12 protein-coding genes are annotated in these 13,336 nt (G+C 70.5%); 7 read left to right on the top strand and 5 right to left on the bottom strand.

Going from position 1 to position 13,336, the window contains the following annotated elements; translation table 11 throughout:
• The first annotated feature begins 67 nt into the window (after window positions 1-67).
• Both ABZU76_RS04060 and ABZU76_RS04055 read left to right on the top strand, forming a co-directional pair.
• Complete coding sequence (locus tag ABZU76_RS04060; RefSeq protein WP_354864886.1) at window positions 68-649, top strand: NADPH-dependent FMN reductase; 582 nt, start codon at window positions 68-70, stop codon at window positions 647-649.
• A complete protein-coding gene (locus tag ABZU76_RS04055; RefSeq protein WP_354864884.1) occupies window positions 649-2,184 on the top strand; it encodes an AMP-binding protein in 1,536 nt (511 codons plus the stop codon). The genes ABZU76_RS04060 and ABZU76_RS04055 overlap by 1 nt, the downstream gene beginning before the upstream one ends.
• On the opposite strand, the gene ABZU76_RS04050 is transcribed toward ABZU76_RS04055, so the two are convergent.
• Entirely contained in the window at window positions 2,126-4,030 is a 1,905-nt protein-coding gene (locus tag ABZU76_RS04050) for a GAF domain-containing protein (protein ID WP_354864882.1), read from the bottom strand. The genes ABZU76_RS04055 and ABZU76_RS04050 overlap by 59 nt on opposite strands.
• On the bottom strand, window positions 4,027-6,351 hold the full coding sequence (locus ABZU76_RS04045) for a GAF domain-containing protein (RefSeq protein ID WP_354864880.1): 2,325 nt from the start codon (window positions 6,349-6,351) through the stop codon (window positions 4,027-4,029). The genes ABZU76_RS04050 and ABZU76_RS04045 overlap by 4 nt, the downstream gene beginning before the upstream one ends.
• A gap of 182 nt (window positions 6,352-6,533) precedes the next feature.
• Between ABZU76_RS04045 and ABZU76_RS04040 the strand changes: the two genes are divergently transcribed.
• Window positions 6,534-7,325 (top strand): alpha/beta hydrolase, encoded by a 792-nt coding sequence (locus tag ABZU76_RS04040; RefSeq protein ID WP_354864878.1) that lies wholly within the window; start codon window positions 6,534-6,536, stop codon window positions 7,323-7,325.
• Entirely contained in the window at window positions 7,325-7,843 is a 519-nt protein-coding gene (locus tag ABZU76_RS04035) for a 3,4-dihydroxy-2-butanone-4-phosphate synthase (RefSeq protein ID WP_354864876.1), read from the top strand. The genes ABZU76_RS04040 and ABZU76_RS04035 overlap by 1 nt, the downstream gene beginning before the upstream one ends.
• A gap of 11 nt (window positions 7,844-7,854) precedes the next feature.
• Here the strand turns inward: ABZU76_RS04035 and ABZU76_RS04030 are convergent, their stop codons facing one another.
• Window positions 7,855-8,409 carry an isochorismatase family protein gene (locus ABZU76_RS04030; RefSeq protein WP_354864874.1) on the bottom strand — a complete coding sequence of 185 codons (555 nt, stop codon included), beginning with the start codon at window positions 8,407-8,409 and terminating at the stop codon, window positions 7,855-7,857.
• Between the two features lie 74 nt (window positions 8,410-8,483).
• Between ABZU76_RS04030 and ABZU76_RS04025 the strand changes: the two genes are divergently transcribed.
• The gene (locus ABZU76_RS04025; protein WP_354864872.1) at window positions 8,484-9,434 is read left to right on the top strand and encodes a Gfo/Idh/MocA family oxidoreductase; all 951 of its coding nucleotides are present in this window, start codon (window positions 8,484-8,486) and stop codon (window positions 9,432-9,434) included.
• Window positions 9,435-9,678: 244 nt separating this feature from the next.
• On the opposite strand, the gene ABZU76_RS04020 is transcribed toward ABZU76_RS04025, so the two are convergent.
• Window positions 9,679-9,972: a hypothetical protein gene (locus tag ABZU76_RS04020; RefSeq protein WP_354864870.1), complete on the bottom strand. Its 294-nt coding sequence runs from the start codon at window positions 9,970-9,972 to the stop codon at window positions 9,679-9,681.
• Window positions 9,973-10,095: 123 nt separating this feature from the next.
• Between ABZU76_RS04020 and ABZU76_RS04015 the strand changes: the two genes are divergently transcribed.
• Window positions 10,096-12,303 carry a DUF2339 domain-containing protein gene (locus ABZU76_RS04015; RefSeq protein ID WP_354864868.1) on the top strand — a complete coding sequence of 736 codons (2,208 nt, stop codon included), beginning with the start codon at window positions 10,096-10,098 and terminating at the stop codon, window positions 12,301-12,303.
• A 60-nt stretch (window positions 12,304-12,363) separates the two neighbouring features.
• Complete coding sequence (locus tag ABZU76_RS04010; RefSeq protein WP_354864866.1) at window positions 12,364-12,765, top strand: pyridoxamine 5'-phosphate oxidase family protein; 402 nt, start codon at window positions 12,364-12,366, stop codon at window positions 12,763-12,765.
• A 1-nt stretch (window position 12,766) separates the two neighbouring features.
• Here ABZU76_RS04010 and ABZU76_RS04005 read toward each other — a convergent pair whose 3' ends face one another.
• Window positions 12,767-13,336 carry a superoxide dismutase gene (locus tag ABZU76_RS04005; protein ID WP_354864864.1) on the bottom strand — a complete coding sequence of 190 codons (570 nt, stop codon included), beginning with the start codon at window positions 13,334-13,336 and terminating at the stop codon, window positions 12,767-12,769.

The raw sequence follows: 13,336 nt of genomic DNA, 5'->3' as shown, positions 1-13,336 counted from the left end.
TGCCGCGGCGCCGGGCTCCCGCTGACGATGAGGTGGCCAAGTCAGCGCGAGTGACGGGTGGTGGATCGTGGAACGAGCTGGACAGCTGCACGTCGTGGGCCTTGGGGGCACCGTGCGTCCCGGATCGTCGAGTGAGCAGTCGCTGCGGATCGCGTTGCGGCACGCGCAAGAGCTGGGCGCGACCACGCACGCGTTCGCCGGGGCTTCGTTGGCCCAGCTGCCGATGTACGCGCCGGGCGGCGACGGCGGTGCGGTGGCGCGCGAGCTCGTCGATCACCTGCGCCGGGCCGACGGGGTGATCATCGCCTCGCCCGGCTACCACGGGTCGATGTCGGGGCTGGTCAAAAACGCCCTGGACTACGTGGAGGACATGCGCGAGGACCCGTTGTCGTACCTCGCCGACCGGGCGGTCGGACTCGTCGTGGCGGCGCACGGGTGGCAGGCGGGGGTGACGACGCTGGGCGCGTTGCGCTCAGTGGTGCACGCGTTGCGCGGCTGGGTCACGCCGTACGGCGCGGTGGTGAACTCGCTGGAGACGCAGTTCGCCGACGGTGCCTGTGACCAGCCGCGTGTGGTGCAGCAGCTGCACCTGGTGGCCGACGAGGTGGTGCGGTTCGCGGGTCTCGTCGCCGCGGCGCGGGTCGCCTGATGGAGCTCTCGTTCGAGCCGCTGACGCCATTGTCCTATCTGGACCGTGCGGCGGCGGCGCACGGTTCTCGGGTCGCGGTGGTGGACGGGGCTTCTCGGTGGACGTACGCGGAGCTGCACGACCGGTGTCGTCGGCTGGCGGGGGCGCTGGCGCCGTTGGCCGGTGGGCGTCCGGTGGCGGTGCTGGCGCCGAACACGCACGTGTTGCTGGAGGCCAACTTCGGTGTGCCGTGGGCGGGAGTGCCGCTGGTCGCGGTGAATACGCGGCTGTCGGCGCGCGAGGTCGCATACATCCTGGAGCATTCCGAGGCGTCGGTGCTGGTGCACGATCCGGTGTTCGACCCGCTGGTGGACGAGGTGCTGTCGAGTGTCAGCGGGGTGCGGCGGATCCGGGCCGGGGACGAGTACGAGGCGTTGCTCGCGGCCGCGGCCCCGCTGGCGTTGACGCCCGACGACGAGCGGGCGGTGCTGTCGATCAACTACACGTCCGGCACCACCGGTCGGCCGAAAGGCGTGTTGTACCACCACCGCGGCGCGTACTTGCAGGCGTTGGCGATGGTGGGTCACGTGGGATTGTCACCATCTTCTGTGCATTTGTGGACACTGCCGATGTTCCACTGCAACGGCTGGTGTTTCCCGTGGGCCGTCACGGCGGCCGCGGCGACACACGTGTGCCTGCCGAAGGTCGAGCCCGTCGAGGTGTGGCGGCTGATCCGTGAGGAGGGCGTCACCCACCTGAACGGCGCGCCCACGGTGTTGTCGATGTTGGCTTACGCACAGGAAGCCGCACCGGTCACACCGACGGTGCGCGTGGCGACCGGTGGCGCCCCGCCGTCGCCGGCGATCCTGCGGCGCATGGGTGAGCTGGGGTTCGACGTGACGCATCTGTACGGACTCACGGAAACCTTCGGACCGGCGATGATCTGCGACTGGCGGCCGGAGTGGAACGTCCTCGACGCGGCGGCGCAGTCACGGATGAAGGCACGGCAGGGCGTGGGGAACATGATCGCCTGCGTCGTACGGGTGATCGGCGCCGACGGGGTGGACGTGCCCGCAGATGGAGTGACGGTCGGTGAAATCGCATTGCGGGGCAACAACGTGATGCTCGGCTACTTCAACGACCCCGAGGCCACGCGCGCGGCCGCGCCCGACGGTTGGTTCCGCACCGGTGACCTGGGCGTTCTGCATCCCGACGGGTACGTGGAACTGCGCGACCGCAGCAAGGACGTGATCATCTCCGGTGGCGAGAACATCGCGTCCGTCGAGGTGGAGCAGGCGATCGCGGACCACCCGGCTGTGCTGGAGGTCGCGGTGGTCGCCGTGCCGCACGAGCACTGGGGCGAGGTGCCGGCGGCGTATGTGACGCTGCACGCGGGTGCGTCGGCGACGGAGGAGGAGATCGTGGCCCACGTGCGGTCGCGGTTGGCGCGGTTCAAGGCGCCGAAGTCGGTGGAGTTCGGTGAGCTGCCGAAGACGTCTACCGGGAAGGTGCAGAAGTTCGTGCTGCGAGAGCGGGCGCGGCGGGGTCCGGCATGAGCCGGTAGAGCTGCAGGGCGACCTGCAGGTCGAGGGTGTTTTCGGGGTCGCGCCAGCCGGCTCCGTCGAGCACGTGGTCGATGCGGTCGAGGCGCTGGTAGAGCGTGTTGACGTGGATGCCGAGCGCGCGGGCCGCGGCGGGTGGGCTCTGGCCGCGGTCGAAGTAGCACTCGACGGTGGCCAGCAGGGACGAGCGGTGTTCGGAGTCGTAGTCGAGCAGCGGTCCCAGGGCCCGGCGGACGACGCGGTGCAGTTGGTCGGGGCCGACGTTGTCGAGGACTACGCCGACGACGCCTAGCTCGTCGAGGCCGGCGCCGCTGCCTTTTCGGCCGAGGGCGAGTAAGAGGCGGTGGCAGCGCAGGGCTTGGTGGTGGGTGGTGCGCAGCGCCGGGAGGTCGTGGGCCGGGCCGGCGCCTCCGGCGGTGACGGGGGTGCTCGCGTCGAGCTCGGCCGCGACGGCCCGGGCGATGGCGCCGGCGTCGCACCCGGGAAGGATCAGGACGAGGTGACCGTCCACTTCGCTCGCGAGGCCGCCGCGCCGGGTGGCGGCGCATTCGGCGGCCGTGGTGAGTTCTGGCGCATCGCTTGATACCACCACGATCACGTGAGGTTCGTTTTCCACCAGGACGGTGAACCTTTTCGCACGCCGCGTGATCGAGTCCCAGTCGGGTTCGCGTTCACCGAGGAGGTCTTCCACCAGCTCGTGGCGCAGGTCTTGTTCGACTGTCGCCGTCTGGCGTTCGAGAAGTACCAGGAGCGTTGCGGTTTGTGCCGCGCGTTCGAGTGTGCCGAGTTCGGTTTCGGTCAGTGGCTGGGTGCGGCCGAAGTACAGCCGCCCGTGCGTCTCGCCGCCGGCGCGCAGCGGCACGACGGTGCCGGTGCGGAACACGGCCTCGACCGGGATCCCGCCGGGCGCGGTCGCGGCGACGCGGTCGGTGCCGGTCTCGAGGGCGACGGTGCCGTCGAGCAGCCGCGCCATCGTGTCGGCAACTTCGCCGAGGTCGGCGCCTGCCAGCGCGAGCGGCATAAGGAGCTCGTGGGCGGCGCCGGCGAGCTCAAGCGCGTGGCGTTGTTCGGACATTTGCGCGTGGGTCTCGCGCAGCTCCTCCGTGGTGCTGCCGAGCTGGCCGAACAGCCGCGCGTTGTCGATCACCACCGACGCGTGGTGCGCGAGCGAGGTCAACAAAGCGATGTCGTGTTGATCGAATATTCGCTCGTGACGATCGGCTGCGAACAACGCACCGATTACCCGTTGTCCGAGTTTCATCGGCACACCGGCGATGCTCACCACACCATCTTCCCCGACGGCGCTCGCCACCTGCGTCTCGCGGCGGATGCGCGGGTCGGTGAGGTAATTGGTGGTGGCGAACGGACGTCCGGTCGCGATCACGCGGCCGCCGACGCCTGAGCCGGGCCGTTGGCGCACCGAGCGGATCGGCGCCGTGACCGTGCCGGAGGTGACACGCATGTAGGCGTCGCCGGTGTCGTCGTCGATGAGGGCGATGTAGGTGGAGTCGGTGGCCAGCAGGCGGCGGACGCGTTCGACGATGGCGCTGAGCACCTCGTCGACGTCTCGCAGCGAGGTCAGGTCGCGCGCGGTTTCGTACAGGGCTTGGGTTTCGCGTTCGCGTTGCGCGCGGCGGGCGAGGATGTCACGGACGGTGCGGGCGTCGGCGATCGCTTGCCGCAACAGGTTCTTCCGGTCGCCTTCGGGAAGCGCCCGGACGTGTGCCTCGACGGCTTCGAAATCGGCGGCGGGCGCCTCTTCGGCGAGCAGGGAGGTGAGGTGGGCGAGGACTTCGGCCGGAGTGTCTACTGTGGACCTGGCGAGCGCTTCCGCTGTCATGACACCACCGGGATCTGGTCGATTACGCGTCGGAGTTGCAGGGCGATGCGCAGCGTGAGCGCGCCCGCGGGCTCGCGCCAACGGCGATGCCCGAGCACTTGGTCGACGCGGTCGAGGCGCTGGTAGACGGTGTTGGCGTGCACCTGCAGCCGGCGCGCGGCGGCGCGCGGGTTCTCGCCGGCGGCGAAGTAGCCGTCGAGGGTTTCGGCGAGCAGGGAGCCATGTTCGGTGTCGTAGGCCAGGATCGGGCCCGCGCTGTCCTCGACGAGCCGGCGGACGTGTTCGCGCGAGGCGCCGTCGAGCACCAGGCCGAGCACCCCGAGGTCCGCCAGGCTGGCGGCGGTGCCCGCGCGCCCGAGCGCGACGAGCAACCGGTGGCAGCGCTCGGCTTCCCGATGCAGGCTCCGCACGACGGGCGCGGTCGCGGCGGGTCCCGCCACACCCGCGGTGACGGTGCCGCCAGTCGCGCGCTCGAGGTGCTTTCTTGCCGCTCTCACGGCTGCCGTCGCTTCGGCGCAGGGGACCAGCAACACGACATGCCCACCGTGCTCGGTCGCGACACCCCCGTGCGCCCGCACATAGTCGGCGGCGGCCCTCAGCAGACGTCTCCTCGTGGTACCTGTCGCGGACAACACGAGAACCGTCTGCCGCACGGAAAAGTCGATCGCGCCGGACACCTTCGCGCGCCTCCGCAACGCCACCCAATCCGGCTCACGTTCGGCAAGCAACTCATCCACCACCTGCCCGCGCACTTGCTGTTCGGCTGCGGACATCTGACGTTCGACCAGCAACAACAGGGCCGCCGTCTGCGCAGACCGCTCGAGGATCCGTTTGTCGGTGTCCAACGGCTCCACTCGCCCGGCGAACACCAGGTGCCCGAACGTCTCGCCGCCGGCCCGCACGGGCACCGTCCAGGCGCGGCGACCCAAGTCCCGCACCCGCCCGGGCCCGGGCGGGCCGGCCGCCCGCTCAGGTGGCCCGGCCTTGTCGAGCTCATCGGGCTCGTTGGCCTGAGGCTCAGGCAGCCCGGCCTTCTCGGGCTCGCCTGTCTGGTCGAGTTCGTCGGCGCGCCCTATCGCGCGCCGGCCCTGCTCGCGGCCAGGTTCCTCAGACAGCGCAGGTGGATCCGTCAGGCCGTCCTCCACCACGGGCATTCCATCGTCTTCCGCGGCGAGTGCGGTCCCCTTCCGGGCGTTGCGGTCCCGCTCGCGGACTCGGTCGGTTCCCGGCTCGCCAGGCGACTGGGCGGCCGGCTCCGGCACGCTGGTCTCCACCACCGGTGTGCTGTCGGGTTGGGTGGCGAGCGAAGGCATCCTTCGTGCGCTTGGTCGTCGGTCCCGTGCGCTGGCGGGCCCGGGGTCGTCAGGTGGTAGGTCCGGCAGCCGGTCCAGCAACTCCGCCGGACCGGCCTTCGCCAGCGGTGTCCCGTCGGGCTCGGCCGCCAGAACCGCGCCGTCGAGTGTCTCCGCGACGGCGGCCACCAGTTCGGCCAGGTCGGCGCGGCGCAGGACCATTGCCATCAGCTGTTCGTGGGCCGTCGCTGCCTGTTCGAGGGCTTTGTTGTGGCGGGCGAGTTGGTCGTTGGCGACGGTCAGCTCTTCGGCGGTCGCCTTCGTGGCCGCGAAGAGGCGTGCGTTTTCCAACACGATCGCTGCGTGATCCGCCAGCGAGCCCAGCAGATCGATCTCGGATTGTGCGAATGTTCGCTCGTCGCGGTTGGCTCCGAACAGAACGCCGATCACTTCCACACCCACGCGCATCGGGACGCCGAGGATGCTCACGATCCCGTCCTCCGCCACGGCCGACGCGACGGAGTGCTTGCGGCGGATCCGGTCGTCGCGCAGGTAATTGGCGGTGGCGAACGGGCGGCCTTCCTGCGCGACCCAGCCGCCGACGCCATACCCGGGCGGCTGCCGCAGCGATTCGATGGGCCGCGTGATCGTGCCGAGCGTGACGCGCATGTACGCGTCGCCCGTCTCCGGATCGACGAGTGCCATGTACGCGGCGTCCGTGCCGAGTAGCCGTCGCGCGCGGGCGACGATCGCGTCGAGCGCGGCGTCGACCTCGCGCACCGAGGCGAGGTCACTGGCCGTGTCGAGCAGCGCCTGCATCTCCCGCTCGCGGCGCTTGCGGTCGGCGAGCAGCCCGCGGATGCGCGCGGCCCTGGTCAGCGTGAGGGCGACGAGCTCCCCATCACCCTCGCCCGCCAGGTCCTCGCCGAGCCGGTCGAACTCGCCCGTCGCGCCGGTTTCGTCGGCGAGCAGGTGCAGCAGCCTGGCCAGGTCCCGTTCCGTGGTGGTCACACCGCCGTTGGTGTCCATCTCGTCTCCTCGGTGCCTGTTGACATCTTGACCACAGATGTGAGGCCCCGTCGACCAAAAGCCGCTGGATGGCGCAGTGCGTGTGCGTTCACCCACGTCTGATGTGCGGCTCGTGTACATCCTCCCGTTGTCGCGCGACCCGGCGCGGCCGGATGCTCGTGTCTTCGAGAGGACGGTGCCCCTTGGCGACAGCGACCGTGAACGGCGTGACCCTCCACTACGACACCGCGGGCGAAGGCCCGCCGCTGCTGCTCATCGCCGGCCTCGGCGCCAACTCGAGCGCGTGGGCGGGCGCTGTGCCCGAACTGAGCCGCCGGTTCACCGTGATCACCTTCGACAACCGGGGCGTCGGCCGCAGCGCGGTGCCCCCGGGTCCGTACGCGGTGGACACGCTGGCCGACGACGCGGCCGCGCTGGTGCAGTTCCTGGACCTCGGTCCGGTCGCCGCCGTCGGCTGGTCATTGGGCGCGTCGGTGCTGCAGTCGATGCTGATCCACCACGGTTCGATCCTGTCGAAAGCCGTGCTGCTCAACGGTTTCCCGTCGTACACCCCCATCCAGCAGGCCTGGCTCGACGCCGGCCTCGCCCTCCGCCGCGCCGACGTGGACCCGCTGGCCGTCGGCGTGATCGGCATGGCCTGGGCCTTCACCGCCCGGGTGTTGTCGGACCACGAAACCCTTGCTGCCCAGGCGAAACTGGCTGCGGACGACCCGTACCCGACGTCGCTGGAGGGCTTCGAAGCGCAAGCCGCGGGCCTGCGCGGCTACGACTCCCGCCCGGACCTGCCTTCGGCGCTGACCCCAACCCTCGTGCTGGCCGGCGCCGAAGACGTCCTGACGCCTGTGTCGCAGTCCGTGGAAATGGCTTCGCTGCTGCCGAACGCTTCGCTGCGGGTCCTGCCCCGCGGAGGCCACGCCATGCTCCTGGAGTATCCGGACGACACCCTTGTCGCGATCACGGACTACCTGGGCTGATGAGCCTCGCCGCCGATCTGGACGTCGGAGCGCTCGCGGCCCTGGGCCGCGGCGAACCGGTGCTGCTCGACGACTGCCTGGTCCTCTCGGCCGAGCTGGTGACCACCGCGTCGATGGCCTTCCTCATCCGCTACACCAGCGGTTTCGCCTGCGTCGCCCTTCCGCGCGAGCGGCTGCGCGCCCTGCGCATCCCGCTGCTCCCCTCCGACGACACCGACTGCCCGCCGTTCGCCGTCTCCGTGGACGCCGCCGAGGGCACCACCACCGGCATCTCCGCCCACGATCGTGCGCTGACCGCGCGCACCCTCGCGGCCCCGACCACGACGTGGACCGATCTCACCCGGCCCGGCCACGTGGTCCCAATCCTGGCGCGCCCCGGCTGCACAGGCGTGGCGGAAGCGGCTGTGGAACTGTGCCGTCGAGCCGGCCTCGCCGCGGCGGCCGTGCTGGCCGCGGTCGAGGGCGAGGAGCCGGCACTCGCCGGTCTGCCGAGGGTCTCGGCAGCGGAGGTGTTCTGACTTCGCGCAGGTCAGGCTGTGAAGTCGACCTCCTCGGTGGGCACCGTGCCGGCCGTCCGGCCGGGCGCCGCGTGGTAACTCCAGTACAGGTTCGTGTGTGCGATGACCTTGTCGGGCGTCGGCGCGCCGTACTCCGAGAGGTCTTCGGTGGTGTGCGCGTCGCCGACGAGGGTGGCGTCGTAGCCGCGCGCGATGGCGCCGTGGAGGGTCGAGCGGATGCACTCGTCCGTCTGCGCCCCCGAGACGAACAGGCGCCCGATCCCGCGCTCGGCCAGCACCGACTCGAGGTCGGTTTCCTCGAACGAGTCGGGGTAGGTCTTCTGGACCAACGCTTCCGAGTCCCGCCGGACGAGCTCCGGCACGTACTGCCACTTCTCGCTGTCACGCCGCATGTGGTCGCTGTTGTGCTGCACCCACACCACGTCCACGTCGGCGGCGCGGGCTTTGTCGACGAGCACGCCGATGTTGGCGACGACCTTGTCACGCTCGTGGGCGTGGTCGACCACGCCGTTCTGCACGTCGATCACGAGCAGGCCGGTCTTCGGGCGGTTGACGAGTGTGGTCATGGCGCCTCCTCCGTTCGGGTGGGTCGATGGTATGTCTTGGGTCCGACAGTTTCGGGCGAAAACGTGGAGGACGCATGCTGCGCTGGGGAATCATGGGTACGGGCGGCATCGCCGGTGCCTTCGCGGAGGACCTGAAGCTCACCGATTCCGGCGTGGTCGCCGCCGTCGGCTCACGCAGCCAGGAGAGTGCCGACGCTTTCGCCGACCGTCTCGGCATCCCCACCCGCCACGCCAGCTACAAGGCGCTTGCGGAGGACCCGGACGTCGACGTCGTCTACGTCGCCACCCCGCACCCGATGCACCACGACAACGCCATGCTCGCGCTGTCCGCCGGCAAACCGGTGCTGGTGGAGAAGCCGTTCACCATGAACGCCGACGAGGCCCGTTCGCTGGTCTCCTTCGCCCGCGAACGCGGACTGTTCCTGATGGAAGCGATGTGGACGCGCTTCCTGCCGCACATCCACCACGTCCGCAGCCTGCTCCCGGAGCTCGGCGACATCGTCACCGTCTCCGCCGACCACGGCCAGTGGTTCGCCGAGGACGCCGGCTTCCGCCTCTTCGCCCCGTCCCTCGGCGGCGGCGCGCTGCTCGACCTGGGCGTCTACCCGGTTTCGTTCGCGTCGATGATCCTCGGGACGCCGTCGCGCGTGGCCTCGATCGTTTCGCCGGCGTTCACCGGCGTCGACGCCCAGACGTCCATGCTCTTCGGCTACGACAGCGGCGCCCACGCGGTCCTCAACTGCACCCTCCGCGCCGCCTCACCCACCACGGCCTCCATCGTCGGCACCGACGCCCGCCTGGACATCGAAGGCGCCTTCTACGCTCCGGCCTCCTTCACCGTCACCCCGCGCGGCGGCACCGCCGTCCGCCACACCCACACCGACCCCGGACGCGGCCTTCGCCACCAGGCCGACGAGGTCGCCCGCCTCCTCGCGGTCGGCGCGCTGGAGAGCCCACTGATGCCGCTCGACGAAACCATCTCGATCATGGCGACGATGGACGAGGTGATCGCTCAAGCCGGCTGACGGTCCGGTCTTCGGTCTCGGGCGCTATCCAAAGCTCGGGAGGGCTGCGGATAGCCCCGCAGAACCCGCTGTAGGCCGCGAAGTGTGGCGGCCTGTGTTCGGGACTTGGCTGCCAATCGGGGCGACCGGTGCGGCGACTTCGCTCCAGCCACGGAGCGCAGGGCCTCTCCCTGCCAGCCGAGGAGTGGGCGTTGGCCTGCGCGGAACCTCGCCGCAGGTTTGAGGCGGGGCCGCCGGCCGCGCCTTAGCGGTGGTCCAGCTTCTCGCGAGCCTGCCGCGCGACGGCGGCCCGCAGTTCCTCCATGCGTGCGTTCTCGGGCAGAAGGTCGCCGTGGTCGTGGAAGGAGAGGTCGTTGAAGCTTCCTGCCGCGCCGCGGAACAGGCCGAGCAACGACCTCAGCTCGCGCCGCCGTTCGAGCGGGGTCTTCGCGTGCACGAGCCGTTCGTGGTGCGTCCGGAGGAACGTCGCAGCGCCCGGTTCGTGCGGCCGGAGCACCTCGGCCAGCTCGGCGAGGTCGTTCAGCAGCTGATCGTTCACGCCACTCCTCGTCGCCGGGCCTTCGGCGCGAAGACTAGCCCGGAGTGATCGCAACCGTCCCGTGTCCGGGGTTGAGTAGTGCTACGGATCCGATCACCACCACCCATCCCCGACCCTGACCGCATGACCACGGACGCCGCCACGCTGCACCGCCTCGCCGACGCCCTCGACGACCTCGGCCGGCACATCGCCGCCGTCGGCACCGAACTCCGCGTCGCAGGGGCGCCCGGCACGTCGACCGCGGACCCGGCTCAGCAGGGTGGGTCGGTCAACCCGCTGGTCAAGCCCACCTCTCAGCCGCCGGTGCCGCCGGGCCGGCCGGTGACGCCCGCCGAGACGCAGCAGCCCGCTGCGGTCCTGGAGGTCCAGGACCCCAGCCAGCCCGGACACGCGCACCCTTCGTCGGCCGCTGCGCAGCCGCGGGCCACCCCGCAGCCGGCCGCACAAGCGCAGCCCAGTCCGCAGCAGCCCGGCGGCGAGCAGCCGCAGGCTCAGACTGTCGTGCACCAGGCTTCACCCCAGGCGGCTCAGCAGCCGACGCACCAAGCCGGAGCAGACCAGTCACCTCAGGCAGCTCTGCAGCCGACCTACGAAGCCGGACCGCACCAGCCGTCCCCGGCAGCTCCGCAGCCGACCTACCAAGCCGGAGCAGACCACCACCAGCCGCCCCAGGCGGCTCCGCAGCCAACGCACCCCCAGGCCGGCCCTCAGCCGTACGCGCCGTACGGCCCCGCCTACCAGCCCTACCCGGGCCCTTACGCCTACCCGATGCCGCCCGCACCCCAGCCGTACGCGCAGCAGCTTTACCCCCAGACCAACCCCTTCCCGGCCTACACCCCGTCGCCCACGCTGAGCGAGCGGCTCGGCAAGGAGGGCGCCGGGTCGCGATTGCTCGCGTGGGTCGGTGGGGCCGTGACGTTGCTGGGTGTCGTGCTGCTGCTGGTGCTCGCGGTGCAGCGCGGGTGGCTGGGGCCGTTGCCGCGGGTGCTCGTGGGAGCCGTGTTCGGTGCGGCGCTCGTCGGCGCGGGGGCGTGGCTGCATCGCAAGCCGGCCGCGCGCACCGGTGCGTTCGCCCTTGCCGCGACAGGGATCGCGACGCTTTACCTCGACGCGATAGCCGCCACCTCCCTGTACGAGTTCCTGCCCATCCCCGCGGGCCTCGCCGTCGGGCTCGTGACCGCGGTGGGCGGGCTGTTGCTCGCCGTCATGTGGGATTCCCCTCTGCTCGCCAGTTCCGTTGTTGTCGCGTGCGGCGTGTGCGCACCCGTGATCACCCAGGGCTTCACGCCGGAACTCGTGACCTTCTTGCTCATCATCCAGATCGCGACGGTGCCCGTCCAGTTGCGACGGTCGTGGCGGTCCCTTTCGCTCACTTCGGCAATTCCACCCTTGACAGCGTCGCTGATCGGCACCGTGTTGCACACGCAGAACACCGGCGTCGCGGTGGCCGCCGGCTTCGTGAGCGCTGCGATTTCGCTGATCATGTTGCACCGCACGGAAAACGATCCGGCTTTGCTGGCCGTACTCGCCGTCGCGCCACTGCCCGTGTTGGCCGCCGCGGTGGTGCTTCCGAAGACGCAGGCCGCGCTGTTGGCGGGTGCGGTAGCGGTTGTCCTTGTCGCGACATGGCCGCTCGTGCGTGGCCAAGCCGGGACCGTCGCGGGTGTCGCCGGTCTGGTTGCCGCATTGCAGGCCACTGTCACGGAATTCGACGGGAGTGCGGTGTTGCTGGGCGAAGCCGTGGCGCTCGCGTTCGCCGCTCGATACACGAAGAACCGTTTCGCACTAGGGGGTTCGCTGGCTTTCGCGGTGATCGGCGGGCTTGTCGCGATCGTCGTGGACGTGACGCCGGCGCTGCTCGTCGTCCCCAGTCCGCACACGACCGCGGACCTGCTCGCCGCACTCGCCGCGGCCGCGCTCATGCTGGGTGCCGCGATCGCGTTGACCTGGGCCGCTGTGCGTCTCGAAATCCTCAAGCCCAGCAAGCTTTTGCCGTGGCTTCCCGGCGGACTCGCAGCCCTCTACGGCGCAGCCGGCCTGGTCCTGTGCGCGGCGCTCCTGGCGGTTGCCGGCCGATCCGGTTTCCTGCTGGGCCACGCGTTGATCACCGTTTCCTGGACGGTCACCGCCCTCGTCCTGCTTCTCCGCGGTATCGCTGTCGTCGCGCTTCGCGTGGTGGGTCTGGTGTTGGTCGCCGCCGCGGTCGCGAAGCTGGTGCTGTTCGACCTCGCGGCGCTCGACGGGCTCGCCCGAGTGGGTGCATTTCTCGGCGCCGGTCTCGTTCTTTTGCTTGCAGGGAGCCGATATGCGCGGATGGTCGCCTCGCGCTAGCGGAAACTGTCGGTGGGTTGTGGTTCTCTTGATCTCACCACTTCCGAGGGGAGATCGAAGATGTCGTACACACCCGACCCGAACCTGATCAAGCGCGCCGGCGAGCCCGTGGGCTGGCTGACCACCATCACGCCGAGGGGACGCCCCGCACCACGCCCGGTGTGGTTCGTCCTCGACGGCGACGACATCCTGGTGTTCAGCCAGCCCGACACCGCCAAGCTCCGCCACATCGCCGGCAGCCCGGAGGTGAGCTTCCACCTCAACAGCGATGAAAACGGTGGAAGCATCCTCGTCGTCAACGGCCTCGCCCACGTCGACGAGGGCAAACCCTCCGAAGCGCCGGGCTACCTCGACAAGTACGAGCCGTCCTACGCCGGCGTCGGATACGCCGACGCGGCCGCGTTCGACGCGTCGTTCTCGGTGCGCGTCCGCATCGTCCCGGAGCGCTCTTGGGGGTTCTAGTTCAGAACCCGACGTCCAGGCAGGCCAGCCGGGCGCCCGCAGTGCCGGCGTGACCGGGGTCGGTGTGCGTGTGGGTTTCGTGGATCACCACGGAGTGCGCGCGTCGTGAGCCGAACTTCCAGTCCACAGTGGACTTGGCGTGACCCGTGCCGAAGCGGTCGGTGGTGAAGTCGAGCCAGATCTCGTTGCGCGAGTTCGCGTAGGCGGGGTCGATCGATGGCTTCACCGGGTCCGGCGTGTGCTGGAAATGCGGGCCGGCGTCGTCGCCGGTGGGGCCGCACGCGTTCGCGTGGGCGTGGGCGCCGTACTGGTGGTTCGGCAGCAGGCCGGTGACCACGAGCACGGTGGTGGTGCCGGTGGCCCGTGCGGACGTGCCGAACACGTGGGCCTGCGCGCCGCCCGGGACGAGGTCGGCGCGATAGGTCACGGCGTGGGCGCCTGGGGCGTACCCGGTGAAGGTGCCGTGCGCGGAGGTGAAGTGCACCGGGGTTGCCGCTTCGGCGGTGGCGCCGGAGAGGCCGGCCAAGCCGGCGACGAGAGCAGCGGAAAGGAGTGTGGGAGCGATTCGCAT

This window comes from Amycolatopsis sp. NPDC005232 (assembly GCF_040607795.1).
In the GTDB taxonomy this organism is placed as follows: domain Bacteria; phylum Actinomycetota; class Actinomycetes; order Mycobacteriales; family Pseudonocardiaceae; genus Amycolatopsis.
This window is presented reverse-complemented; position numbering and strand designations above follow the sequence as displayed.